This is a genomic window from Kitasatospora sp. NPDC054939 (assembly GCF_053610105.1).
In genome coordinates this window covers 1-22437 of the sequence record NZ_JBSGXP010000017.1, presented here as the reverse complement: position 1 = coordinate 22437, position 22437 = coordinate 1, and the positions used below count along the sequence as shown (strand labels likewise).

Here is a 22437-nt window from a genome sequence, read left to right as displayed (position 1 = left end):
GCGCGGCGGGCCGTCGGGCGGGGACTACCAGCCGCGGTTCGCGTAGCGCTCCGACTCCGGCAGGGTGTCGCAGTTGATGCCGACCATGGCCTCGCCCAGGTTGCGGGAGGCGTCGGCGATGATCTTCGGGTCGTCGAAGAAGGTGGTGGCCTTCACGATGGCGGCGGCGCGCTTGGCCGGGTCGCCCGACTTGAAGATGCCGGAGCCGACGAAGACGCCCTCGGCACCCAGCTGGCGCATCAGCGCGGCGTCGGCCGGGGTGGCCACGCCACCGGCGGAGAACAGCACGACCGGCAGCTTGCCGAGCTCGGCGACCTCCTTGACCAGCTCGTACGGGGCGCGCAGCTCCTTGGCGGCGGCGTACAGCTCGTTGTTGTCGAAGCCGCGCAGCTTGGCGATCTCGTTCTTGATCTGGCGCAGGTGGCGGACGGCCTCGACCACGTTGCCGGTGCCGGCCTCGCCCTTGGAGCGGATCATGGCCGCGCCCTCGGCGATGCGGCGCAGGGCCTCGCCGAGGTTGGTGGCGCCGCAGACGAAGGGGGTGGTGAACGCCCACTTGTCGGAGTGGTTGACCTCGTCGGCCGGGGTCAGGACCTCGGACTCGTCGATGTAGTCGACACCGAGCGACTGCAGGACCTGGGCCTCGACGAAGTGGCCGATACGGGACTTCGCCATGACCGGGATCGAGACCGCGCCGATGATCTCCTCGATCATGTTCGGGTCCGACATCCGGGCCACGCCGCCGTCCTTGCGGATGTCGGCCGGGACCCGCTCCAGTGCCATGACGGCCACAGCGCCGGCGTCCTCGGCGATCTTGGCCTGCTCGGCGTTGACCACGTCCATGATCACACCGCCCTTGAGCTGCTCGGCCATGCCGCGCTTGACCCGGGCGGTACCGATCTGCGGCTGGTCTGCGGTGGTGGGGGTGGTGGACACGTGAGACCTCACTCGAAGATGAACCAGTGCTATCGCCCTATGGTAGGCGGAAGAAACGCCCTCTCCATGCGCCATCAAGTCCATCCCGGCCGACGGGATACGACAAACAGGCCGGAACAGGACGTCGTTCGGACACGCCCTGAAGAGGTCCCGCCGAGGCCGCGCCGAGCACCGGACCGGCGCCGGACGAGCGCCCACCGGGCCCCCGGCCAGGGCGGCCTCAGGCCGGAGCGCCCTCCGGGGTCAGCGCCACCGGCGGCGCGTCGTCCATCTCGAAGGCCATCGGGAACGGCGCCTTGCCCGCCAGCCGGAAGTAGCGCACCAGACGGTGCTCGCGCACCGCCCGCGCCGCCCGCACCGCGTCGTTGTGGAAGCGCCGCGCCATCGGCACCCGGCGCACCGCCGCCGTCAGGTCCCGGACGGCCTCCTCGCCGCCCGGCTGGCCGACCAGCGCCGCGACCTGCTCGGGCTCGGCGAAGACCGCGCGCAGCGCCAGGCTCAGCCGGCTCTCCGCGACCTCGCGGCCCTCGTCCTCGGCCTGCCGGGCGGCGTGCGCGGCGTCGTACAGCAGCAGCGAGGCCGCCGGGTCCAGCACCGAGGAGGTGGCCAGCTCGATCGCCACCGAGGCCCGGCGGACCAGCTGCGCGTCCAGCGCCGCGCGCGCGGCGTCGATCCGGGCGTGCAGGCGGTCCAGCCGACCGGCCGTCCAACTCAAGTACAGGCCGAACAGCACCACCGCCAGCGCGGCCCAGATCCAGGTAGTCACGGGGCGCTACGCTACCCCGTGGCCACCGCTCAGCCCTCGACGGTCGCGCTGCGGTAGCTGTCGCGGTCGATGTCCTGGACGTTCACCGCGGTGAACAGCCGCTCCCCCGCCGGCGCCGCGACCCGCTCGGCCAGCAGCGCCAGCACGGCCTCGCTCAGCTCCGCCTTCGCCTCCGGGGTGCGGCCCGGGAAGATCTGGAACTCCACGTACACCTGGGCGTCCGGGCCGGCGCTCTCGCCCACCACCAGCTCCTCCACCTGCCGGAAGACCAGCTTGCAGGCCTCCGGGGTGGCGTTGATCGTCTTCACGGCGAGCCGGTTGATCGCCAGGCCAAGCTCCCGGCGGTCGAAGGAGCCGGCCAGGGACGGCGAGTAGTCGACGGAGATCTGCGGCATCTCGGTGCCTCCAGTGAGCGGTGGAAGGGTCCGCCAGACCCTAACCCCCGACCGGCCCCGGACACTCCCGGTTCCGGCACCCGGACGCTGGCCCTCCGCAACGGGCCCGCCCCGGCCGCCGGCCCGGCCCCGGGCCAACCCGCCGGCTCAGTCCCTGGCCAGCCCGAAGCGCCCGCGCCGGCCGCCGCGCTCGTCCTCCGCGACCACCGCCGCCTCGCCCGCCGTCACCGTCTCGTACACCGCCAGGATGTCCGCGCCGACCGTCGACCAGTCGAAGCGCCGCACGTGCCGGGAGGCCGCCTTGCGCAGCTCCTCCAGCCGGCCCGGGTCGCCCAGCAGCTTCAGCGCCGTCCGGGCCAGCGCGTCCGCGTCCTCCACCGGGAACAGCTCGCCGGCGTCCCCGCCGTCCAGCACCTGCTTGAACGCGTCCAGGTCGCTGGCCAGCACCGGGGCGCCCGCCGACATCGCCTCCACCAGGATGATCCCGAAGCTCTCGCCCCCGGTGTTCGGCGCCACGTACAGGTCGACGCTGCGCAGCAGCCGGGCCTTGTCCCGGTCGGAGACCATGCCCAGGAACTCCACCTGGGCGCGGACCTCCGGCGCCAGCCCGGCGACCGCCTCCTCCTCGTCGCCCTTGCCGGCCACCAGCAGCCGCACGCCGGGGCGCTCCGCCAGGATCCGCGGCAGCGCGGCCAGCAGCGTCGGCAGGCCCTTGCGCGGCTCGTTGATCCGGCCGATGAAGCCGATCGTGCCCGGCTCGCCCTCCGCCGCGCCGCCCGTCCAGCGCGCGTCCGGCTCGGCCTCGGCGAAGAAGCCGACGTCGACCCCGTTCGGGATCACCACCGCGTCCCCGCCCAGGTGCTCCACCAGGGTGCGCCGCGCGTACTCGCTCACCGCGATCCGGGCCCGCATCTTCTCCAGGCCCGGCTGCAGGATCGGCGAGGCCGCGATCATCGCCCGCGAGCGCGGGTTGGAGGTGTGGAAGGTGCCCACCATCGGCCCGGACGCCGACCACGCGGCCAGCATCGACAGGCTCGGCGAGGCCGGCTCGTGGACGTGCAGGATGTCGAAGCGCCCGTCGTGCAGCCACCGCCGCACCCGGGCCGCCGACAGGATGCCGAAGCTCAGCCGCGCCACCGAGCCGTTGTACGGCACCGCCACCGCCCGCCCGGCCGACACCACGTACGGCGGCAGCGCCTCGTCGTCCTCGGCGGGCGCCAGCACCGACACCTCGTGCCCCAGGCCGATCAGGTGCTCGGCGAGGTCCCGGATGTGGAACTGCACGCCGCCGGGCACGTCCCAGTCGTACGGGCAGACGATGCCGATCTTCACTGCGCCTCGCGCTTCCGTCGGGGGCCGTTCACGGCCCGGTGGTCCCTGCGGCCGGCTCGGCCTGCGGGGGCGGCTCCGCCGCGGGTGCGGGGGCGGGGGCGGGCGCGGGCTCCCGCACCGGGAGGTCGGCCAGCCACAGCCGCTGCAGCATGTGCCAGTCCTCCGAGTGCTCCCGGATCGCCCCCGCCCACACATCCGCCGTCGCCTGCACCATCACCCGGACCTGCTCCCGGCGGTCGTCGCCGGCCGGCACCGCCACCTCCGGGTACACCCGGGCCCGCAGCAGCGGACCGTCGTACCAGAGCGACGCCGGGAACAGCGCCGCCCCGGTCCGCGCGCAGAGCGAGGCCGGGCCGGCCGGCATCCGGGTCGCCTCCCCGAAGAAGGACACCTCCACGCCGGCCTCGGACAGGTCGCGGTCGCCCACCAGGCAGACCAGCTTCCCCGCGCGCAGCCGCCGCGCCAGCGTCCCCACCACGGAGACGCTGCTGCCGGTCAGCGCCAGCACCTCCATGCCGAGGCTCTCCCGGTACGCCACGAAGCGCTCGAACAGCCGCTCCGGCTTCAGCCGCTCCGCGACCGTCGTGAACGGAAGGCCCTCGACCGCCACCCAGGCGCCCGCCAGGTCCCAGTTGCCCATGTGCGGCAGCGCCAGCACCGCGCCCCGGCCCGACTCCAGCGCCTCGCGGACCTGCTCGAAGCCCTCCACCCGCACGTCGCGGGCGATCCGCTCCCGGCTCCAGGTCTGCAGCCGGAACGACTCCATCCAGTACCGCAGGTAGGACCGCATCCCCGCGCGGGACAGCTCCCGCAGCCGCTCCTCGCCGGCCTCCGGGTGAACCCGGCGCAGGTTCGCCTCCAACTGCAGCACCCGCTTGCCGCGCCGGCGCCACGCCGAATCGGCCAGCCGCTCGAACAGCCCGCGCGCCGCCGGCTCCGGCAGGTGCTTCAGCGCCGCCCAGCCCAGTGCGTACGCCGAGTAGACGAGTCGGTCCTTCACCCCAGCCCCCTCAATTCCCGGCCGGCAGCCGGTCCGCCTCGAACGCCTCGCGGCGCACCGTCACCATCCGCTGCACCACCGTCACCAGCGAGCCCGCCGCGACCAGCCACAGCGCCACCGGCAGCAGCCACTCCACGTACGGCACCCCGAACGTCGACAGCCCCGCCACACCGGCCGCCACCAGGCTGATCACCAGCCGCTCGGCCCGCTCCACCAGCCCCGACACGTCGCACGGCAGCCCCTGGCTCTCCGCCCGCGCCTTGGTGTACGACACCACCAGACCGCTCGCCAGGCAGAACACCGCCACCGCGCACAGCAGGTCGTTGTCCCCCTTGCCCGCGTACCACAGCGCGAGCCCGCCGAAGATCGCCGCATCGGCGACCCGGTCCAGCGTGGAGTCCAGGAACGCCCCCCACTTGGTCGACCGGCCCAGCTGCCGCGCCATGTTCCCGTCCACCAGGTCCGAGAAGATGAACAGCGTGATCGTGATGGTGCCCCAGAAGAACTCCCCGCGCGGGAAGAACACCAGTGCACCCGCCACCGAACCGGCCGTACCGACCAGCGTCACGGTGTCCGGGCTCACACCCAGCCGGATCAGGAACGCGGCGAACGGGGTCAGGACACGTGTGAAGAAGGCACGCGCGTATTTGTTGAGCATGGCCTTCCCGACCGCTCCGATCTCCCTGGTACCCGCCTGCGGCGAGATGTGCGGCAGACGGCCGAATGGATCAGCCCACCCGGCGACCCCATCGTAGCCACGCCGACGACACGCCCCCGCGCACCGCACCGCCCACCGGCCGCCCCCGGCCCCCGCCCCCGCCCCGGGCCGCTACCCACCGCACACCGGCCGCACACCCGGCGTCACCGCAGGCGTGTACGACACGCGCCCCGGCAGTCACCCCTCCTAGACTCGTCAGCACAGCCGGCCGCCCACCGGGCAGCCTCGGCGCAACGGGAGGAGACCTCCGATGCCCGACCGCAGCACGGCCCGAGCGGGCCAGACGGCACCCACCGTCCCCGGCCCGAGCCACCTGCGCAACGTCGTCCTGATCGGCTGCAGCGGAGTGGGCAAGACCACCCTCGCCGAGAGCCTCGCCCTCACCGCCGGCGCCATCGGCCGCCCCGGACGCGTCGCCGACGGCACCACCGTCTCCGACCACGAGGACATCGAGCACCAGCAGCAGCGCTCCGTCCAGCTCTCGCTGATCCCCCTCGAATGGAACGGCGTCAAGGTCAACCTCCTCGACCCGCCCGGCCATCCCGACTTCACCGCCGACCTGCGCGCCGCCCTGCACGCCGCCGACGCCGCGGTCTTCGTCGTCTCCGCCACCGACCCGGTCAGCGCCCCCACCCGCGCCCTCTGGCGCGAATGCGCCGCCGAGAACCTCCCGCGCGCCATCGCCGTCGCCAAGCTCGACCTCGCCCGCACCGACTACGAGGACATCCTCCGCACCGTCCACGACGCCTTCGACCTCGGCCCCGACACCCTCCGCCCGCTCCACTACCCCGTCCACCACGGCGGCCGCCCCACCGGCACCGTCGACCTCCTCACCGGACGCGCCTACGGCACCGACCCGGCCAACCCCCCGGACCCCGCCGACGTCCCCGACACCGCGCCCGCCCGCGAGAGCCTCGTCGAAGCCATCTCCGGCCAGGACGACACCCTGATGGAGCGCTACCTCGCCGGGGAGGAGCTCGACACCGACGCCCTGGAGGCCGGCCTGCGCCGCGAGGTCCTCGCCTGCACCCTCCACCCCGCCCTGCCCACCAGCGACAGCGGCCTCGGTACCGCCGAACTCCTCGACCTCGTCACCACCGCCTTCCCCGACCCCACCGAGCGCACCCGCCCCGCCCCGGCCTGCGACCCCGACGCCCCGCTCGCCGCCCAGGTCGTCCGCGTCACCGGCGACGCCTACGTCGGCCGCATCGCCCTGCTGCGCGTCTACGCCGGCACCCTGCGCCCCGACACCCACCTGCACCTCACCGGCCCCGACCACCCCGACGGCCAGACCGCCGGCGAACGCGTCACCGGCCTCACCAGCCCCTTCGGCCGCACCCAGCGGCCCGTCCCGCACGCCACCGCCGGCGACCTCGTCTGCGCCGCCAAACTCACCACCGCCCGGGCCGGCGACACCGCCCACGAACCCGGCCACCCCGTCGAACTCGACGGCTGGACCCTCCCCGAGGCCCTGCTGCCGATCGCCGTCGAGGCCCACAGCAAGGCCGACGACGACAAGCTCTCCCAGGCCCTCACCAAGCTCACCGCCGAGGACCCGGCCCTGCGCCTCGAACAGAACCCCGACACCCACCAGCTCGTCCTCTGGTGCACCGGCGAGGCCCACGCCGAGGTCGTCCTCGACCGCCTGCGCAGCCGGCACGGCGTCCACGTCGACACCGTCGAGCACCGGGTCGCCCTCCGCGAGACCTTCGGCACCGCCGCCGCCGGCCACGGACGCCTCGTCAAGCAGTCCGGCGGCCACGGCCAGTACGCCATCTGCGACCTGGAGGTCGAACCGCTCCCGGCCGGCTCGGGATTCGAGTTCCAGGAGCACGTCGTCGGCGGCGCCGTCCCCAAGCACTTCATCCCCTCCGTCGAGAAGGGCCTGCGCGCCCAGCTCGCCAAGGGCGTCGCCACCGGCCACCCCCTGGTCGACATCCGGGTCACCCTCACCGACGGCAAGGCGCACTCCGTCGACTCCTCCGACGCCTCCTTCCAGGCCGCCGCCGCCCTCGCCCTGCGCGACGCCGCCGACCACGCCGTCATCCGCCTGCTCGAACCCGTCGCCGCCGTCGGCATCCTGCTCCCCGACGACTACCTCGGCGCCGTCCTCGGCGACCTCTCCGCCCGCCGCGGCCGCGTGCTCGGCACCGAGACCGGCGGCCCCGGCCTCACCCTGCTGCGCGCCGAGGTCCCCGAACTCGAACTCGCCCGCTACCCCGTCGACCTGCGCTCACTCACCCACGGCACCGCCGAGTTCACCCGCTCCCACCTGCGCCACGAACCCATGCCCCCCGCCCTCGCCGCCAAGCACACCGGTCAGCGCTGAGGCAGCTCGCAGGCCGGCGTCCCCCCGGGCAGCCGGTGCCGGTTGCGCGCCACCCAGCGGTACGCCGCGCCCGCCACCGGACGCACCGGCGCCAGCGCCAGCAGCCCGCCCAGGTACGCCCACGCGCCGCCGGTGCGCATCAGCAGCCGCGCCACCGCCTGCGCCCCGCCGTACACCGCGCCGCCCGGCGTCACCCAGAGCAGCTCCTGCTCCGCGCGCTCCCACGACACCTCCCCGCGCCCCCCGGCCCGGGCGTCCAGCTCCGCCAGGTCCGCGAACTGGAACGGCACCGCCTCCCAGCCCCCCGACGCCAGCGTCTGCCGCAGGTACCGCTCCGCCCACACCTTGCACGAGGTGCAGAACGCACAGTCGCCGTCGAAGACCAGGACCGGATCCTTCACCGCAGCACCATTCATGCCGCCATCGTGCACCACCTGACACCGCCACCCCTCCCCGGGGACGCGTCACCGCCCCCGATCCTGGGCATCACTCCCCACGGGCCCCGTCCGGGCCGGAACGTGACGGCGGTTCAGACGATCACCCGCACGAGCGAGCCGCGGCACGGTAACCTGCCGCTGACAAGGGGAGGACGGGACGCCACCGTGACCACACTGGACATGACCCCGGGTGCGCAGATACCCCGGACCGACGCCGGACCGCAGACCGCCGTCACCCAGGCGCTCTCCTCGGCCGCGTACCGCGACGGCGAGATCACCGACTTCGTCGACAAGGTCCCCGAGGCCAAGGCCAAGAAGGGCCGCTTCGCGCTCTTCCGCCCCAACGTCGGCGAGGCCTTCAGCCGCGCCGTGATCGCCCGCACCCTCGGCGGCGACCGCAAGCCCGTCGTCCCCGCCTTCGGCATCGACACCCGCCAGGTCGTCGAGCACTGCCTCGCCGCCGAGGACATCCGGACCACCCGCGACCGCCGGCTCACCACCGTCAGCGTCACCACCGGCGTCCTCTTCCTCCCCGGCACCCTGCTCTGGCTCGGCGCCTTCCAGCTCCGCGCCTGGCTCAAGCGCGACAACCCCAAGAACGCCGGCGTCTACGGCGGGATCGTCCTCGCCGCCGCCGTCGCCCTCGCCGTCCTGCTCGCCCTGCGGCCCCCGGCCACCGGCCTCCTCGGCGGCTACGTCCGGATCATGATGCTCGCCCCCGTCCTCGGCTGGTACCTCGCCAAGCGCATCGTCCACACCACCGCCCTGGACCTGCGCGCCCGCTGGCTCGCCCTCGTCGAGGGCAGCGCCGTCGGCGCCACCGTCCCCAAGGCCGTGCCCCGCGACGACCTCGACAAGAAGGCCGCCGACCTGCGCGCCAAGCTCGGCCGCCTGGAGGCCGAGCAGGAGACCAACATCCAGCACTACGCCGGCGCCAAGGGCATCCTCGGGGCCGGCCGGGTCTGGGCGGAATGGCGGATCTCGGACGTGCTGCGCCCCGCCGAGGGCCAGATCGACTACCGCCAGTTCCACCCCTCCGACCTCGTCCGCAAGATCGCCGCGCACCTCAAGATGCTCGGAATCAGCCATGTCGCCAACAGTGCGATGCCCAACCTCTCGATCAACCAGTGGGTGATCCACGAGGTCGGCCAGGGCGCCGAGGAGATCAGCCGCCCCGGCAACGCCGACATGGACGGCGACCGGATGCGCGACTTCGCCGTCCAGGCCGTCGCCGACAAGCAGAACTTCGCCGGCACCGGCTCCTGGCACGCGATCGCCGCCCAGTTCATCACCCACGACGGCAAGCTGATCATCACCTACACGATCCGCATCGCCCTGCTCGCCAACACCCTCACGATCAGCTTCGCCGCGCACGCCCTCGGCCCGGTCAACGGCTTCTTCTTCGACAAGCCGAAGGACAAGGAGAAGACCGTCCAGAAGACCGGGAAGTTCTGGGAGGAGCGGACGATCAAGCTCCCCCTGATCGACAACGACGAGGTGGTCCGCCAGGCCGTCCGGGCCCCCCTGCGCAACGCGCCCGGCCTGCTCGGCTGGCTCGGCGGCGGCGTCGGCCTGCCCGAGCCCTTCGGCCTGCGGCACGCCTGGGCCCTGCCCGCCTGGGAGACCAAGTCCATGGCGGACAACGCCCAGCTCGCCGCCTACCCGCTGCTCAGCGCCGTCCAGGAGGCCGCGGTGGAGTTCCTGGAGGAGCACGACCTGGACGCCGAGCGCTTCAAGCTCCGGGCCGGCATGGTCCGCAGCGAGTCCCAGGGCGCCCGCCCGTACAAGGTGGACGGCTTCGACCCGGTCTGAGCCGGGCGCCGCGACCGAACGCCGAAGGGCCCCCCGAAGCGATCCGGGGGGCCCTTCGGCGTACGGTGTCAGTCCTGCGGCCAGACCTCCGCGAGCATCTTGCGGGTGTCCGCGAGCAGCTGCGGCAGCACCTTGGTGTGGCCGACCACCGGCATGAAGTTGGTGTCCCCGCCCCAGCGCGGCACCACGTGCTGGTGCAGGTGCGCCGCGATCCCGGCGCCGGCCGCCGCCCCCTGGTTCATCCCGATGTTGAACCCGTGCGCCCCCGAGGCCGCCCGCAGCGCGGTCATCGCCCGCTTGGTGAACGCCGCCAGCTCGGCCGTCTCCGCCTCGTCCAGCTCCGTGTAGTCCGCGACGTGCCGGTACGGGACCACCATCAGGTGGCCGCCGTTGTACGGGTACAGGTTCAGCACCGCGAACACCGCGGTGCCGCGCGCCACGACCAGGCCGTCCTCGTCGCTCAGCGAGGGAATCGAGCAGAACGGGCAGCCGTCGCCCGGAGCCGGGCCGGTGGGCTTGTTCTCGCCCTGGATGTACGCCATCCGATGGGGGGTCCACAGGCGGCGGAAGCCGTCCGGCTCACCGACACCCCGCTGCAGTTCCGGCTCAGTCGTCATGCTGATCAGCATATTCGCCCGGCGGTGCTTGCAAAGCAGTGCGGGGCAGACTCCTCAGGAGCCCGCCCCGCACTCGTGCCCTACCGCGTCACACCTGGATGCGGCGCTCCACGGCGTCGACGATCTCGGCGATCGCGTCCGCGACCGGCACGCCGTTCTTCTGCTCGCCGTTGCGGTAGCGGAAGGAGACCGCGCCCGCCTCGACGTCGTCGTTGCCCGCGATCAGCATGAACGGGACCTTGGTCTTCTGGGCGTTCCTGATCTTCTTCTGCATGCGGTCGTCCGAGGTGTCCACCTCGACCCGGATACCGCGCTTCTTCAGCCCCGCCGCGACCTCCAGCAGGTACGGCACGTGCTCGTCGGTGATCGGGATGCCGGTCACGGTGACCGGGGCCAGCCACGGCGGCATGGCGCCGGCGTAGTGCTCCAGCAGCACCGCGAAGAACCGCTCGATCGAGCCGAACAGCGCACGGTGGATCATGACCGGCCGCTGCCGCGAGCCGTCCGCCGCGGTGTACTCCAGGTCGAAGCGCTCGGGCAGGTTGAAGTCGAGCTGGATGGTCGACATCTGCCAGGTGCGGCCGATGGCGTCCTTCGCCTGCACCGAGATCTTCGGGCCGTAGAAGGCCGCGCCGCCCGGGTCCGGCACCAGCGGGAGGCCCTGCTTCTCGGCGACGGCGGCGAGGACGGCGGTGGCCTCCTCCCACACCTCGTCCGAACCGACGAACTTCTCCGGGTCCTTGGTGGACAGCTCCAGGTAGAAGTCGTTCAGGCCGTAGTCGCGCAGCAGGTTGAGCACGAAGGTCAGCGTCGCGTCGAGCTCGTCCGCCATCTGCTCGCGGGTGCAGTAGATGTGCGCGTCGTCCTGGGTGAAGCCGCGGGCACGGGTCAGGCCGTGCACCACGCCGGACTTCTCGTACCGGTAGACCGTCCCGAACTCGAAGAGGCGCAGCGGCAGTTCACGGTACGACCGGCCGCGCGCGTCGAAGATCAGGTTGTGCATCGGGCAGTTCATCGGCTTGAGGTAGTAGTCGACGCCCTCGTCCAGCTGCATGGGGGGGTACATGCCGTCCGCGTACCAGTCGAGGTGGCCGCTCTTCTCGAAGAGCTTCCCCTTGGTGGCGTGCGGGGTGTAGACGAACTCGTAGCCCTCCTCCTCGTGCCGGCGGCGCGAGTAGTCCTCCATGGCGCGGCGGATGATGCCGCCCTTGGGGTGGAAGACGGCGAGGCCGGAGCCGATCTCCTCGGGGATGGAGAAGAGGTCGAGCTCGTTGCCGAGCTTGCGGTGGTCGCGCTTCTCGGCCTCGACCAGGAAGTCGAGGTGCGCCTTCAGCTCGTCCTTCGACGGCCAGGCGGTGCCGTAGATGCGCTGCAGCATCGGATTCTTCTCGCTGCCGCGCCAGTAGGCGGCGGCGTTGCGCATCAGCTTGAAGGCCGGGATGTGCCGGGTGCTGGGCAGGTGCGGGCCGCGGCAGAGGTCGCCCCAGCACTGCTCGCCGCTCTTGGCGTCCACGTTGTCGTAGATGGTCAGCTCGCCCGCGCCGACCTCGACGGCCGCGCCCTCGCCGGCGGTGGCGGCGGAGCCCTTGAGGCCGATCAGCTCCAGCTTGTACGGCTCGGCGGACAGCTCCTCGCGGGCGTCCTCGTCGGTGACCACGCGGCGGGAGAACTTCTGCCCGCGCTTGATGATCTCCTGCATCTTCTTCTCGATAGCCTTGAGGTCATCGGGGTGGAAGGGCTTCTCGACGTCGAAGTCGTAGTAGAAGCCGTCCTTGACCGGCGGGCCGATGCCGAGCTTGGCCTCCGGGAAGAGCTGCTGCACGGCCTGGGCCATGACGTGCGCGGTGGAGTGGCGCAGGATGTCGAGGCCGTCCTTGCTGCCGATCTCGACGGGCTCGACCTCGTCGCCGTCCTGGACGGCGTAGGCGAGGTCCTTGAGTTGGCCGGCCACGCGGGCGGCGATGATCGAGCGGTCGTCGGCGAAGAGCTCGGCGGCCGTAGTGCCCGTGGTCACCACGCGCTCTTCCCGATCGGGTTCGCGGCTGATGATTACCCGGACGTCCGTCACCGGTCTCTCCTGACGTGCTGGATTCAGTGGACGCAGCACGGTGCTGCGCCTGACCGATGGTACCGAGAGCGGTGGGTCCACCGCTTACACACCCTCGGGCGTCTCCCCCAGGGTCTTCAGCAGCCGCTGCCGCTCGGCCTCTTCGAGTCCGCAGGCCTCCAGAGCGTGCGGGTGGGCGAGCCGGCGGAAGCCGCCGCGTCGCTCCAGCCGGCCGCTGATCCGGACCGGGGTGCCGGTCAGGTGGGCCTCGGCGGCGAGCCGGTAGGCGGGGTCGGCGAGGCGGACCCGGACCTCGGCCACCTCGGCGCCGCCGAGGACGCGCAGCCGGACGGTACCGCTGCCGGTGGGGTCGGCGCGCTTGAGGCGGACGACCAGGCCGGTGAGGGTGACGGCGACGGCGGGTTCGATGCGTTCGAGGAGGTCCGCGGCCTCGTCGAGGGCGGGCAGGTCGCCGGGCGAGAACTCCAGGGCGATGCGCCGGTCGCCGAAGCCGCCGGGGGTGCCGGCGACCGCGGACCAGGCGACGGCGAGCCGGCCGGCGGTGGCGCCGCGGACGAGTTCCTGGACGGCCTGGACGAGTTCGCGGCTGAGCCCGGCCTGCACCGCGTTCTCGAACGCGTCGGTGCCGCCGCCGGCCCGCCGGTAGTCGACGGCGTCGCGCAGCGCCTCCAGGGCGCGGACCAGGGTGGTGGTGGCGCTCCGGCCGTCGGGGGCGGGCGCGTGGGCGGTGAGGCCGGTGCCGTGCTCGACGATCAGGACGCGCTCCAGGAAGCCGTCGGCCCAGGCGTCGAGGCGGGCGCCGAAGTAGGCGGCGCGGCTGCGGCCGGCCTTGGCGCCGGCGGCGAGCATGGTGCGGGCCGCGCGGTGGAGGCGTTCGGCGTCCTCCCAGGGGACGGCCGCCGCGGGGCCGGGGAGGTCGCGGCTCCAGCGGAGTTCGTCACCGGGGACGGCGAGCGCGAGCAGGATGGAGCGGGCCGAGGGGCTGCGGGACTGGGCGAGCGCGGTGACGGCGTCGGCCAGCAGGTCGACGGCGTCGTCGAAGCCGTCGGCGGCGGGGACGAGCAGGCTGGTGCCGGGGTCGGTGTCGCCGGGGGGCGTCCAGCGTCCGTAGCGGGCGGCGGGGCCGCCGCGCCGGACCCAGCCGTGCCGGGCGAGCAGGGTGGCGAGGACGGCGGGGTCGACGGCCGCCGGGTCGGGGAGGGCGTGGGCGCCGCCGTCCTGTGCTCCGCGTAGCGCCGTCATGCTGCCTGCTCCTCCTCGCCGGGGCGCGGGGGCGGTCACGGGCTGCCGCCCGCGCCGACCCGCGCCATGATGTCGCACAGTGCGCGGTCGTCGAACACCTTCGCCGTGGGCACCCGGACGTTGGTCCTCCGCTGCCCGGTGACCGGGTGGCCGGCCAGGTTGACCCAGTAGCAGCAGTGGCGCAGCTCCAGGGCGTCCGGGCGGGCCTGCAGCCAGTGGTCGACGCGGCGGGGCAGCAGCATGACCACGAGGATCTTGGGGACGGCGACCCGGGCCCGGGCGAGCTTGCGCAGGTGGTCGTTGTCGAGCGTGAAGCTGAAGTGGCTGCCGCCGGGGGCGGCGGCGATCTGCTGGGTGGCCTTCAGCTGGATCTTGACGGTGACCTCGTCGTCGACGAGGTGCGTGCGGGAGCCGTGGCTGACGTGCCAGTCGATGCCGTTGTCGGGGAAGGGCTGGGAGAGCGAGCAGCCGGCCGCGGCGACGACGGCGTGCAGGTAGGCGACCTGGAGGGTCTCCATGCAGGCGGTCACCGCGAGATCGCCGCGCAGGACGGCCGGAGCCGCCCCCGGCTGCGGCTGTACCACTGTCATCGCCCCGCCGCCTCCCCCGGTGCCGCTCCCCCGGCCCCGCCGGTGCACGTCCCCGCCGGCGCGGCCCCCTTGGGAGCATCCCCGGCCGGGGTGGCGCCAAACGGGCCGGTGCGCAGGGTGGTTGAGGTGGCGTCGGCGGTGGGTATCAACCGGGCGAAGCGCAGTAGCTGAGGGGCAGTCATGAAGCAGCACTGGTTCACCGGTCCGCTGGCCTCCTTCGACACCGAGACCACCGGCGTGGACGTGGAGTCCGACCGGATCGTCTCCGCCGCACTGGTGGTCCAGTCGGCTCCCGGTGTAGCCCTGCGCGTCTCCACCTGGCTCGCCGATCCGGGGGTGCCGATCCCGGAGGCGGCGCGGGCGGTGCACGGCATATCGGACGAGCGGGTGCGGGCGTTCGGCCGGGCGCCGCGGGCGGTGGTGGCGGAGATCGCGCGGGCGCTCGGGGAGCAGGCCCGGGCCGGACGGCCGCTGGTGGTGATGAACGCGCCGTACGATCTGACGCTGCTGGACCGGGAGTTGCGCCGGCACCGGGGCAGTTCGCTGGCGGACGCACTGGGCGCGGCCGAACTGCTGGTGCTGGACCCGCGGGTGCTGGACAAGCATGCGGACCGCTACCGCAAGGGCCGCCGGACGCTGACGGACCTCTGCGCGCACTACGGGGTGGAGCTGACCGGGGCGCACGACGCGGCGGCGGACGCGGCGGCGGCGATGGACCTGGTGCGGGCGATCGTGGGGCGGTACCCGGCGGCGCTGGGCGCCTTCTCGCCGGCCGAACTGCACCTTCGGCAGGCGGTCTGGCACGCGGCGCAGGCGCGGGGGCTGCAGAACTGGTTCGACCGCTCGGGCAGTCCGGAGCGGGTGGACTGTTCGTGGCCGTTGCGCCCGGCCCGGTGCGGTTGCGGCCGGCGGTTGTCGCCGGAGCACAGCTGCGAGGTGGCCGCGTAGCGGTGCGGATACGCAGCAGGCCCCGGTCGGAGATCCGACCGGGGCCTGCGTGCTGTCCGGGTGGGCGATACTGGGATCGAACCAGTGACCCCTTCGGTGTGAACGAAGTGCTCTCCCGCTGAGCTAATCGCCCGGGCAACGAGATGAACAGTAGCACCGTTCGGGGGGTGTCGTACAACCCGGTTCCGTCGCCGACCGCCGACGGACGGGCAGATCCGGTGCCCTCCAGGGAACATGACTGTGCCTCAGGCGGGATTCCGCAGTATCGCCCCGGAGTTTTCCGGCGGACAGACAATCGGATTGATCCGGAAATAGCCGTAAGGCCCAGCCGATAATCGACTGGGCCTTACGTCACACAATGCATTCCGGTGGGCGATACTGGGATCGAACCAGTGACCCCTTCGGTGTGAACGAAGTGCTCTCCCGCTGAGCTAATCGCCCGGGTGCAGGGAAAACATTACCGCATCCCGGAGGGTGCTCCGTGCCACCCCCGTCCGGCACCGGTCCGCCCCCCGCCTCAGCGGTTGATCTTCCACGGCATGGTCAGCCCGTACTTCCACAGGTACAGACCGCCGAGCACCGCGATGATCGTCACGCCGATCACGGTGAGCGTGATGTTGCGCCGGCGGACCTTCGGGTCCAGGGCCTTCTGGGCGGCCTCGGCCACCTTGCGCCGGGTCCAGCGCAGGGCCAGCTGGGCCCAGACGAACTCGGTCGCCCAGATGCCCATGCCCAGGAAGATGACCACCCAGCCGGGCCCGGGCAGCGGCAGCATGATCACGCCGAGCACCACCACGGCCAGGCCGACCAGGAAGACGGCCACCTGCCAGCTCAGGTGCAGCGGCCGGGACCGCCGGATGAAGTGCGGGGCCCGCGAGCCGAGCGGGCGACCACCCTCCGCAGCCGTCTCCTGATCCTCCGTGCCGCGGCCGTTCTCCGCCCCCGTGTCGTCGTGCACGCCCTCATCACCCGTTCTCGTCTTGTCGCTTCGTACAGCCATGCCAGGAAACTAGCCGAGATCCGCTCCGCTAATGGACCCCGGCCCGCACTGTTCCGATTCCGCAATGCGCCGGAAGGGGTACGACTCGCGCTCGAATCGGGACAGAGGGGTTTACATCGGTCTTGGAGGTGGGATGGTCCGTTCGCCGACGTGCGATTCCCCGAGCGCACACTGAGCGAAAGGCCATGGCGCTTATGAACACCACGGTCAGCTGCGAGCTGCACCTGCGCCTCATCGTGTCCAGCGAGTCCTCGCTGCCCGTCCCCGCGGGCCTGCGCTACGACACCGCCGACCCCTATGCCGTGCACGCCACCTTCCACACCGGCGCCGACGAGACCGTCGAGTGGGTGTTCGCCCGAGATCTCCTTGCGGAGGGGCTGCACCGACCGACCGGTACCGGAGACGTCCGGGTGTGGCCCTCGCGCAGCCACGGTCAAGGGGTGGTCTGCATCGCGCTGAGCTCTCCGGAAGGAGAAGCCCTGCTGGAGGCCCCGGCCCGCGCGCTTGAGTCCTTCCTCAAGCGGACGGACGCCGCGGTGCCCCCCGGCACCGAACACCGTCACTTCGACCTCGACCGGGAGCTGTCCCACATCCTCGCCGAAAGCTGACCCCGACCGGAGGCGGTCCGCCCCGCTGTCGGCGGGGCCGTACCCCCTGCCGCCACGCAGCCGTCCTACTCGGGGGCACGGCAGCAGACTCAGCCGCGTACGGCGCGGCCTCGGGGCCGGTGTCCGGCCCGTCCCCACCGGGGCGGGCGGGTACCGCAGGCGCCCGGCAACGGAGCCGGCCATCCGCACGGGTGGCCGGCCTCGCTGCCGGGCGTTCCTGTGCGTGCACGCGCGTTCCCTCTCCGTATGCCCATTCGAACGAACGGGCCGCCCTTTGTCCGCACGGCCCGGTAAGGTCTGGAGTGACCGTAGACGCGGGGTGCCGTCGGCCCCCTCCGCGCGAGGAGCCTCCACGTGCTGATCACCCATGACACCGAGTGCGCCCTGGGCATCCTCGTCGAGCTGCTCAACACGGCGCCCGAGGTGTGCGGCACCGAGCTGCTGCCGGACGTGGCCGCGCTCGACGCCCTCGTGGTCCGCCGGGAGATCAGCGAGGTCGACTCGCTCACCGAGGACGACCTGCGGCGGGTGCAGGAGCTGCGCACCCGGCTGCGCGAGGTCTTCGCCACCGAGTCCACCGCCGAGGCCGCCGACCTGGTCAACGCCCTGGTCGCCGCCGCCGGCACCACGCCCCGGCTGACCGACCACGACCACCACGACTGGCACATCCACTACTTCGCCCCGCACGCCGCCCTCGCCGACCACCTGGCCGCCGAGCTGGGCATGGCGCTCGCCTTCATCCTGATGGCCGGCGAGCGCGAGCGGCTGCGCCGCTGCGAGGCGCCGGACTGCGCCCGGGTCTTCGTCGACCTGTCGCGCAACCGCTCCCGCCGCTACTGCGACAGCCGCACCTGCGGCAACCGCCTGCACGTCGCCGCGTACCGGGCCCGCCAGCGCTCGGCGGAGGCCGTGCCGTCCGCCTGACGGCCGACCGGCCCGGCCCCCGGGTGCGGGCGGCCCAGTTGGGCCGCCCGCCACATTCGGTTCAGATGGCACGGCCGTTTCAGATGCCACGGCGCCGCAGGATCTCCTCGACGTCGGCGAACTCCCCCAGTCCGGTGTCCGCGCGCCCGGACCGCTTGGCCTTCGGGGCCGCCGCGGGTGCGACCGCGGGACGGGCCGCGGCCGCGTCCACCCCCGCCGTGCCGCCCGCCGCCCCCGCCGCGGCACCGCCCTGCACGGCCGCCCGGCGGCGGTCCGCCCAACGGGTGGTGGCCAGCATCCCGCCGGACACCGCGAGCAGCGCCAACCCGATCCAGACGGTGGGTTTGAACACCAGGTCGGTGGCCCAGTCGCCGAGCGCCCCGGCGATCGTCGTGGCCAGCGGGAACAGGCCCGCCAGGTAGAGCCCGGCCGGCAGCAGGGCCACCGCGAACCACCGGACGGCGGAGCGCCAGCGGCGGCGGAAGGCCCGCAGGCCCGAGACCGCCACCCCGCCCGCGGTGAGCACGAAACTGACCGCCGCCGTCAGCACGGCAGCCCCCGGTGGTCGCGTACCCCGGTCATCGATCTGATCATCGGTCCTCCCGTCGGCCATGGCCGGGCACCGCGACCCGGCGCGGCGCCCACTAGTGGAACACTGGGGGCATGATCGAAGGTTCCCTCCCCCGCCTGGAGCTCTGGTGCGACCTCCAGTGCTCGGACTGCCGTACCGCCCTGGACGACGTACGGGCGCTGCGCGCCGAGTACGGTGACGCGCTGCCGATCGAGCTGCGGCACTTCCCGCTGGAGAAGCACAAGCACGCGTACGCCGCCGCCCAGGCCGCCGAGGAGGCGTTCGCGCAGGGGCTCGGCTGGCCGTACGTGGAGGCGCTGCTCGCCCGGGTCGAGGAGCTGGCCGCGCGCGGTGAGGAGGTCCTGCTGGAGGTCGCCCGGGAGGTCGGGGCGGACCCCGAGGAGATCGACACCGCGCTGGTCGACGGCCGGCACACGCTGATCGTCGACGCCGACCAGGCCGAGGGCCGGGCGATCGGGGTGAAGGGCACGCCGACCTACCTGGTCGCCGGGCGGACGCTGGACGGCAGCAAGGACCAGACCGGGCTGCGGGACCGCATCGTCGCCGCCCTCCGGGCCGCCGCGGCGGCCTGATCCGGGATCAGATCAGCGGCTTGCCGTACACCCGGTTGGTGACGCGGTAGCCGAGCGACTCGTAGAGCCGGATCGCGACCTCGTTGCTGCTGAAGACGTTCAGTCCGAGGTCGCGCACCCCGGCGGCCAGGCACTCCCGCTCGGCGAGCAGCATCAGCGAGCGGCCGTGGCCCTGCCCCCGGTGGGCCTCGGCCACCTCCACCACCATCACCCAGGCCAGCGGGCGGCCGTCCGGCAGGTCGGTGACCCGCAGGGCGAGCCAGAGGCCGCCCAGCGGGTCCGACCCGGCGCCGACCAGCCGGCGCAGCGCGACCCCGTGGGTGTCGGCACCCTGCGGCAGCATGTGCAGGTGGTCGGCGTCCGACTTGGCCCGGGCCTGCTCCTCGGAGAGGCCCGAGGCGACCAGGTCCCGCAGGTAGCCGCGTTTGGCGCCGGCCAGCCACTCCGGGAACTCGGCCGGGCCGATCCGGCGGGCGGTGACCCCGGGCGGCAGCTCGGGCGCCGCGCCGAGTTCCTTGGCCATGTTCCGCATCCGCTCGGTGTAGCCGAGGGCGGCGGCCAGGCCGCGGGCGACGTCGGCCGCCTCCGGGATGTCGGCGTCGGTCCGGGTGCAGCCCCAGCCGCGCAGGACCTCCTCGGCGGCCAGCGCGGCGAACGTCCCGCGCCCTCGGCCGCGCCCCTCGTAGACCTCCAACTCGGCGATCTCCCCCCACAGTTGGCTGCCCCGCGGGGTGGCGGTGGTGCGGACCGCGCCGACCGGACGGCCGTTGGCGCAGATCTGCCAGCGTCTGGTGCGTCCGCCGTTCGCGGCGGTGGTCTCGGGGCCCTCGGGCCGCAGCGTGGTGGTCATGTGGAGGTCCCTTCCCCGCCGCCCGGGTGTTCTATCCCGGGGCCGCTCAGGGGTCGAGGTCGTCGCCGCTGCGCTCGGTGAAGACCGCCATCGCCTTGGCGGTGACCGGGCCGGGGCCGGGCAGTTCGCGGTCGTCGACCCGGGTGACGGCCTGCACGTCGCGCAGCGTGGAGGTCAGGAAGACCTCCTCCGCCTCGGCCAGGGCCTCGAAGGGCAGGTCCGCCTCCTCGGCGCCGCACCAGTCGACGACCAGCTGCCGGGTGATGCCGGCCAGGCAGCCGGACTCCAGGACGGGGGTGAGCAGCCGCCCGCCGAGGACGACGAAGACGTTGGAGCCGGTGCCCTCGCAGAGCCGGCCGGCGGTGTTGGCGAACAGCGCCTCGGAGGCGCCGACCCGGTGGGCGGCGGCGAGCGCGACCACGTTCTCCGCGTACGAGGTGGTCTTGAGGCCGGCCACGGCGCTGTGCTCGTTGCGCCGCCACGGGACGGTGGCCACGGCGGTGGTGTCGGGGCGGCGGGCGGCGGTGCCGAGGGAGACGACCAGGGTCGGGCCGTCGTCGCCGCGCTCGGAGCCGAGCGGGGCGGTGCCGCCGGTGTAGGTGATGCGCAGGCGTCCGAGCGGCATCGGGTTGGCGGCGAGCACCCGGGCGCAGCCCTCGCGGACCCGGTCGTGGTCGGGGTCGGGCAGGCCGAGGCCGCGGGCGGAGCGGGTGAGGCGGTCGAGGTGGCGGGTGAGCGCGAAGACCCGGCCGTCGACGGCCTTCACGGTCTCGAAGACGCCGTCGCCGGTGGTGAGCCCGTGGTCGAGGACGGGCAGGGCGGCGGTGGCGGAGTCGACGAGGGTGCCGTTGACCCAGCTCTGGTTCGGGTTCTGCATCGGGGGGCTGCTCCTTGTGGGGTGCTGCGGCTGCGCGCGGCGCTGCGGTCAGCCGGTGCCGGTGCCCGACGCTATCGCGACCAGGCGGGCGGCCTTGAGTTCGGTCTCGGCCCATTCGCGCTCGGGGTCGGACTCCCAGGTGATGCCGGCGCCGGTGCCGAAGCGCAGCAGCGGGGCTCCGGGCGCGCTCCGGTCGATCCAGAAGGTGCGGATGCCGACGGCGAGTTCGCCGGTGCCGCGGTCGGCGTCGACCCAGCCGACGGCACCGCAGTAGGGGCCGCGGGGGGCGGTCTCCAGGGCGTCGATGATGCGCAGGGCGCTGGACTTGGGGGCTCCGGTGACCGAGCCGGGCGGGAAGGTCGCCGCGAAGAGCTCGGGCCAGCCGGCGTCCGGGCGCAGGGTGCCCTGCACGGTGGAGACCAGGTGGACCAGGCCGGGGTGCTTCTCGACCGCGCACAGGTCGGGCACGGTGACGGTGCCGGTGTCGCAGACGCGGCCGAGGTCGTTGCGGACCAGGTCGACGATCATCACGTTCTCGGCGTGGTCCTTGTCGAGCAGGTCGTGCTCGGTGCGTCCGGTGCCCTTGATCGGCCCGGAGGAGACGGTGCGGCCGTCGCGGCGCAGGTAGAGCTCGGGCGAGGCGGTGGCGATCTCGATGCCGTGGTCGGGCAGCCGGATCGTGCCCGCGTACGGGGCGGGGTTGCCGCGCGCGAGCAGGCCGGTGAGGGCGTCGACGTCGGTGCGGGCGGGGTCGGGCAGCGGCGCGGTGAGGACCCGGCAGAGGTTGGCCTGGTAGACCTCGCCGGCCGCGATGTGCTCGCGGATGCGGCGGACGCCCGCGGTGTAGGCGGCGCGGTCGAGGGAGGTGTGCCAGCCCGCCGGGTCGGGGCCGAGCCAGCCGGCGGTGGCTGGGGGCGCCGGGTCGGGGCGGACGTGTTCGAAGCGGGCGCAGGTGAGCCGGCCCTCGAAGTCGTACGCGACCGCCCAGTGGCCGGCGGAGTCGAGCGCGGCCGGGTCCGAGGTGACGTCGCGCAGTCCGGTGGCGAGGAGGCCGCCGAAACGGGCGAGGGGGGTACGGGGGTCGGTGGGGCCGGACACGGTTCTCCTGCGCGGGCTTGCTCGGGTGCGGTGCCTGAAGTGTAGGTCGGGGGCGCGGGCACAGTGGTGCGTCGCGCGGGCGTGCGCCGGGTGACCTGCGGGTGTCACGGAGGGTGCTGTCGCGAGCCGTCCGGCCGCCCCGGTCGGGGCCGTGGAGCGGCCGTCGCCCGGGGGCTCGGCGGGGACCGGGGCGGCACGCTGCGGGAACGGATTTTTAGCTGGCCCGGGAATCCGCTAGAGTTCAACACGTCGCCAGGGAGCGCAGCCGAGGAAAAGCGGTGAAGCCCCCGGGAGACAGGCGGACGTGGCTCAGTTGGTAGAGCATCACCTTGCCAAGGTGAGGGTCGCGAGTTCGAATCTCGTCGTCCGCTCGATGAAGGACAGTGTAAGATCGTCCTTCGAGTGTTGCCTGGTGGAGTGGCCGAGAGGCGAGGCAACGGCCTGCAAAGCCGTCTACACGGGTTCAAATCCCGTCTCCACCTCCGAGAGGTGCCCCCGGTTCGCCGGGAGCCCTCCCCGCGCGATTAGCTCAGCGGGAGAGCACTACCTTGACACGGTAGGGGTCACTGGTTCAATCCCAGTATCGCGCACGTCGGATCCTCCGGGGTCCGCTGCAGGAACGCCTTACCAGGCGCGATTAGCTCAGCGGGAGAGCACTACCTTGACACGGTAGGGGTCACTGGTTCAATCCCAGTATCGCGCACGTCGGATCCTCCGGGGTCCGCT

At 73.3% G+C, this 22437-nt stretch carries 22 protein-coding genes and 6 tRNA genes; 10 read left to right on the top strand and 18 right to left on the bottom strand.

The window, feature by feature from the left end; genetic code table 11:
• Nucleotides 1–24: 24 nt before the first annotated feature.
• The 6 genes from pdxS to pgsA form a co-directional block, all read right to left on the bottom strand.
• On the bottom strand, nucleotides 25–936 hold the full coding sequence (gene pdxS, locus ACWGB8_RS07435) for a pyridoxal 5'-phosphate synthase lyase subunit PdxS (protein WP_452211162.1): 912 nt from the start codon (nucleotides 934–936) through the stop codon (nucleotides 25–27).
• A 220-nt stretch (nucleotides 937–1156) separates the two neighbouring features.
• Nucleotides 1157–1702, bottom strand: a complete 546-nt coding sequence (locus ACWGB8_RS07430) for a hypothetical protein (protein ID WP_452211160.1) — start codon at nucleotides 1700–1702, stop codon at nucleotides 1157–1159.
• A gap of 29 nt (nucleotides 1703–1731) precedes the next feature.
• On the bottom strand, nucleotides 1732–2097 hold the full coding sequence (locus ACWGB8_RS07425; RefSeq protein ID WP_452211158.1) for a 5-carboxymethyl-2-hydroxymuconate Delta-isomerase: 366 nt from the start codon (nucleotides 2095–2097) through the stop codon (nucleotides 1732–1734).
• 147 nt (nucleotides 2098–2244) lie between these two features.
• The gene (locus tag ACWGB8_RS07420) at nucleotides 2245–3429 is read right to left on the bottom strand and encodes a glycosyltransferase family 4 protein (protein WP_452211156.1); all 1185 of its coding nucleotides are present in this window, start codon (nucleotides 3427–3429) and stop codon (nucleotides 2245–2247) included.
• Nucleotides 3430–3457: 28 nt separating this feature from the next.
• Nucleotides 3458–4429 carry a phosphatidylinositol mannoside acyltransferase gene (locus tag ACWGB8_RS07415; protein WP_452211154.1) on the bottom strand — a complete coding sequence of 324 codons (972 nt, stop codon included), beginning with the start codon at nucleotides 4427–4429 and terminating at the stop codon, nucleotides 3458–3460.
• Nucleotides 4430–4439: 10 nt separating this feature from the next.
• Entirely contained in the window at nucleotides 4440–5087 is a 648-nt protein-coding gene (pgsA, locus tag ACWGB8_RS07410) for a phosphatidylinositol phosphate synthase (protein WP_452211152.1), read from the bottom strand.
• Nucleotides 5088–5397: 310 nt separating this feature from the next.
• Between pgsA and ACWGB8_RS07405 the strand changes: the two genes are divergently transcribed.
• Complete coding sequence (locus tag ACWGB8_RS07405; protein ID WP_452211150.1) at nucleotides 5398–7476, top strand: elongation factor G-like protein EF-G2; 2079 nt, start codon at nucleotides 5398–5400, stop codon at nucleotides 7474–7476.
• Here the strand turns inward: ACWGB8_RS07405 and ACWGB8_RS07400 are convergent.
• Nucleotides 7467–7892, bottom strand: a complete 426-nt coding sequence (locus ACWGB8_RS07400; RefSeq protein ID WP_452211149.1) for a thiol-disulfide oxidoreductase DCC family protein — start codon at nucleotides 7890–7892, stop codon at nucleotides 7467–7469. The two genes, ACWGB8_RS07405 and ACWGB8_RS07400, sit on opposite strands and share 10 nt — an antisense overlap.
• Nucleotides 7893–8078: 186 nt before the next feature.
• On the opposite strand from ACWGB8_RS07400, the gene ACWGB8_RS07395 reads away from it, so the two are divergent.
• Nucleotides 8079–9725, top strand: a complete 1647-nt coding sequence (locus ACWGB8_RS07395; protein WP_452211148.1) for a hypothetical protein — start codon at nucleotides 8079–8081, stop codon at nucleotides 9723–9725.
• Between the two features lie 68 nt (nucleotides 9726–9793).
• Here ACWGB8_RS07395 and ACWGB8_RS07390 read toward each other — a convergent pair whose 3' ends face one another.
• From ACWGB8_RS07390 to ACWGB8_RS07375, 4 genes are all read right to left on the bottom strand, one after another.
• Nucleotides 9794–10354 (bottom strand): HIT family protein, encoded by a 561-nt coding sequence (locus ACWGB8_RS07390; RefSeq protein WP_452211146.1) that lies wholly within the window; start codon nucleotides 10352–10354, stop codon nucleotides 9794–9796.
• Between the two features lie 76 nt (nucleotides 10355–10430).
• On the bottom strand, nucleotides 10431–12410 hold the full coding sequence (thrS, locus tag ACWGB8_RS07385; RefSeq protein WP_452211145.1) for a threonine--tRNA ligase: 1980 nt from the start codon (nucleotides 12408–12410) through the stop codon (nucleotides 10431–10433).
• An 84-nt stretch (nucleotides 12411–12494) separates the two neighbouring features.
• Entirely contained in the window at nucleotides 12495–13652 is a 1158-nt protein-coding gene (locus ACWGB8_RS07380; protein ID WP_452211143.1) for a hypothetical protein, read from the bottom strand.
• A 35-nt stretch (nucleotides 13653–13687) separates the two neighbouring features.
• Nucleotides 13688–14242 (bottom strand): DUF4365 domain-containing protein, encoded by a 555-nt coding sequence (locus tag ACWGB8_RS07375; protein ID WP_452211141.1) that lies wholly within the window; start codon nucleotides 14240–14242, stop codon nucleotides 13688–13690.
• Nucleotides 14243–14422: 180 nt separating this feature from the next.
• Between ACWGB8_RS07375 and ACWGB8_RS07370 the strand changes: the two genes are divergently transcribed.
• The gene (locus tag ACWGB8_RS07370; RefSeq protein ID WP_452211139.1) at nucleotides 14423–15190 is read left to right on the top strand and encodes an exonuclease domain-containing protein; all 768 of its coding nucleotides are present in this window, start codon (nucleotides 14423–14425) and stop codon (nucleotides 15188–15190) included.
• Between the two features lie 61 nt (nucleotides 15191–15251).
• Here ACWGB8_RS07370 and ACWGB8_RS07365 read toward each other — a convergent pair.
• The 3 genes from ACWGB8_RS07365 to ACWGB8_RS07355 all read right to left on the bottom strand — a co-directional run bounded on the left by ACWGB8_RS07365 (nucleotide 15252) and on the right by ACWGB8_RS07355 (nucleotide 16190).
• Nucleotides 15252–15323, bottom strand: a tRNA-Val gene (locus tag ACWGB8_RS07365).
• 236 nt (nucleotides 15324–15559) lie between these two features.
• Nucleotides 15560–15631 (bottom strand) — tRNA-Val (locus ACWGB8_RS07360).
• 76 nt (nucleotides 15632–15707) lie between these two features.
• A complete protein-coding gene (locus ACWGB8_RS07355; RefSeq protein ID WP_452211137.1) occupies nucleotides 15708–16190 on the bottom strand; it encodes a TIGR02611 family protein in 483 nt (160 codons plus the stop codon).
• Between the two features lie 194 nt (nucleotides 16191–16384).
• Here ACWGB8_RS07355 and ACWGB8_RS07350 point away from each other — a divergent pair, with 194 nt between their 5' ends.
• Both ACWGB8_RS07350 and ACWGB8_RS07345 read left to right on the top strand, forming a co-directional pair.
• Nucleotides 16385–16798 (top strand): SsgA family sporulation/cell division regulator, encoded by a 414-nt coding sequence (locus ACWGB8_RS07350; protein WP_030056266.1) that lies wholly within the window; start codon nucleotides 16385–16387, stop codon nucleotides 16796–16798.
• Nucleotides 16799–17152: 354 nt separating this feature from the next.
• Nucleotides 17153–17722 carry a CGNR zinc finger domain-containing protein gene (locus ACWGB8_RS07345; protein WP_452211135.1) on the top strand — a complete coding sequence of 190 codons (570 nt, stop codon included), beginning with the start codon at nucleotides 17153–17155 and terminating at the stop codon, nucleotides 17720–17722.
• A 79-nt stretch (nucleotides 17723–17801) separates the two neighbouring features.
• Here the strand turns inward: ACWGB8_RS07345 and ACWGB8_RS07340 are convergent, their stop codons facing one another.
• Nucleotides 17802–18272 carry a hypothetical protein gene (locus tag ACWGB8_RS07340; protein WP_452211133.1) on the bottom strand — a complete coding sequence of 157 codons (471 nt, stop codon included), beginning with the start codon at nucleotides 18270–18272 and terminating at the stop codon, nucleotides 17802–17804.
• A 113-nt stretch (nucleotides 18273–18385) separates the two neighbouring features.
• Between ACWGB8_RS07340 and ACWGB8_RS07335 the strand changes: the two genes are divergently transcribed.
• Nucleotides 18386–18886 (top strand): DsbA family protein, encoded by a 501-nt coding sequence (locus ACWGB8_RS07335; protein WP_452211131.1) that lies wholly within the window; start codon nucleotides 18386–18388, stop codon nucleotides 18884–18886.
• A 7-nt stretch (nucleotides 18887–18893) separates the two neighbouring features.
• On the opposite strand, the gene ACWGB8_RS07330 is transcribed toward ACWGB8_RS07335, so the two are convergent.
• Genes ACWGB8_RS07330 through ACWGB8_RS07320 form a run of 3 tightly spaced genes read right to left on the bottom strand, consistent with a single transcriptional unit; the run spans nucleotide 18894 to nucleotide 21711 of the window.
• Nucleotides 18894–19736, bottom strand: coding sequence for a GNAT family N-acetyltransferase (locus tag ACWGB8_RS07330; protein WP_452211130.1), 843 nt, complete (start codon nucleotides 19734–19736; stop codon nucleotides 18894–18896).
• 46 nt (nucleotides 19737–19782) lie between these two features.
• On the bottom strand, nucleotides 19783–20613 hold the full coding sequence (locus ACWGB8_RS07325; RefSeq protein WP_452211128.1) for an aminotransferase class IV: 831 nt from the start codon (nucleotides 20611–20613) through the stop codon (nucleotides 19783–19785).
• Nucleotides 20614–20661: 48 nt separating this feature from the next.
• Nucleotides 20662–21711 carry a chorismate-binding protein gene (locus ACWGB8_RS07320; protein ID WP_452211126.1) on the bottom strand — a complete coding sequence of 350 codons (1050 nt, stop codon included), beginning with the start codon at nucleotides 21709–21711 and terminating at the stop codon, nucleotides 20662–20664.
• Between the two features lie 298 nt (nucleotides 21712–22009).
• Here ACWGB8_RS07320 and ACWGB8_RS07315 point away from each other — a divergent pair.
• The 4 genes from ACWGB8_RS07315 (at nucleotide 22010) to ACWGB8_RS07300 (ending at nucleotide 22414) form a co-directional block, all read left to right on the top strand.
• Nucleotides 22010–22082: transfer RNA gene (locus tag ACWGB8_RS07315), tRNA-Gly, on the top strand.
• Between the two features lie 40 nt (nucleotides 22083–22122).
• A tRNA-Cys gene (locus ACWGB8_RS07310) sits at nucleotides 22123–22193 on the top strand.
• A 36-nt stretch (nucleotides 22194–22229) separates the two neighbouring features.
• Nucleotides 22230–22301: transfer RNA gene (locus ACWGB8_RS07305), tRNA-Val, on the top strand.
• Between the two features lie 41 nt (nucleotides 22302–22342).
• Nucleotides 22343–22414: transfer RNA gene (locus ACWGB8_RS07300), tRNA-Val, on the top strand.
• The last annotated feature ends 23 nt before the right edge of the window (nucleotides 22415–22437 follow it).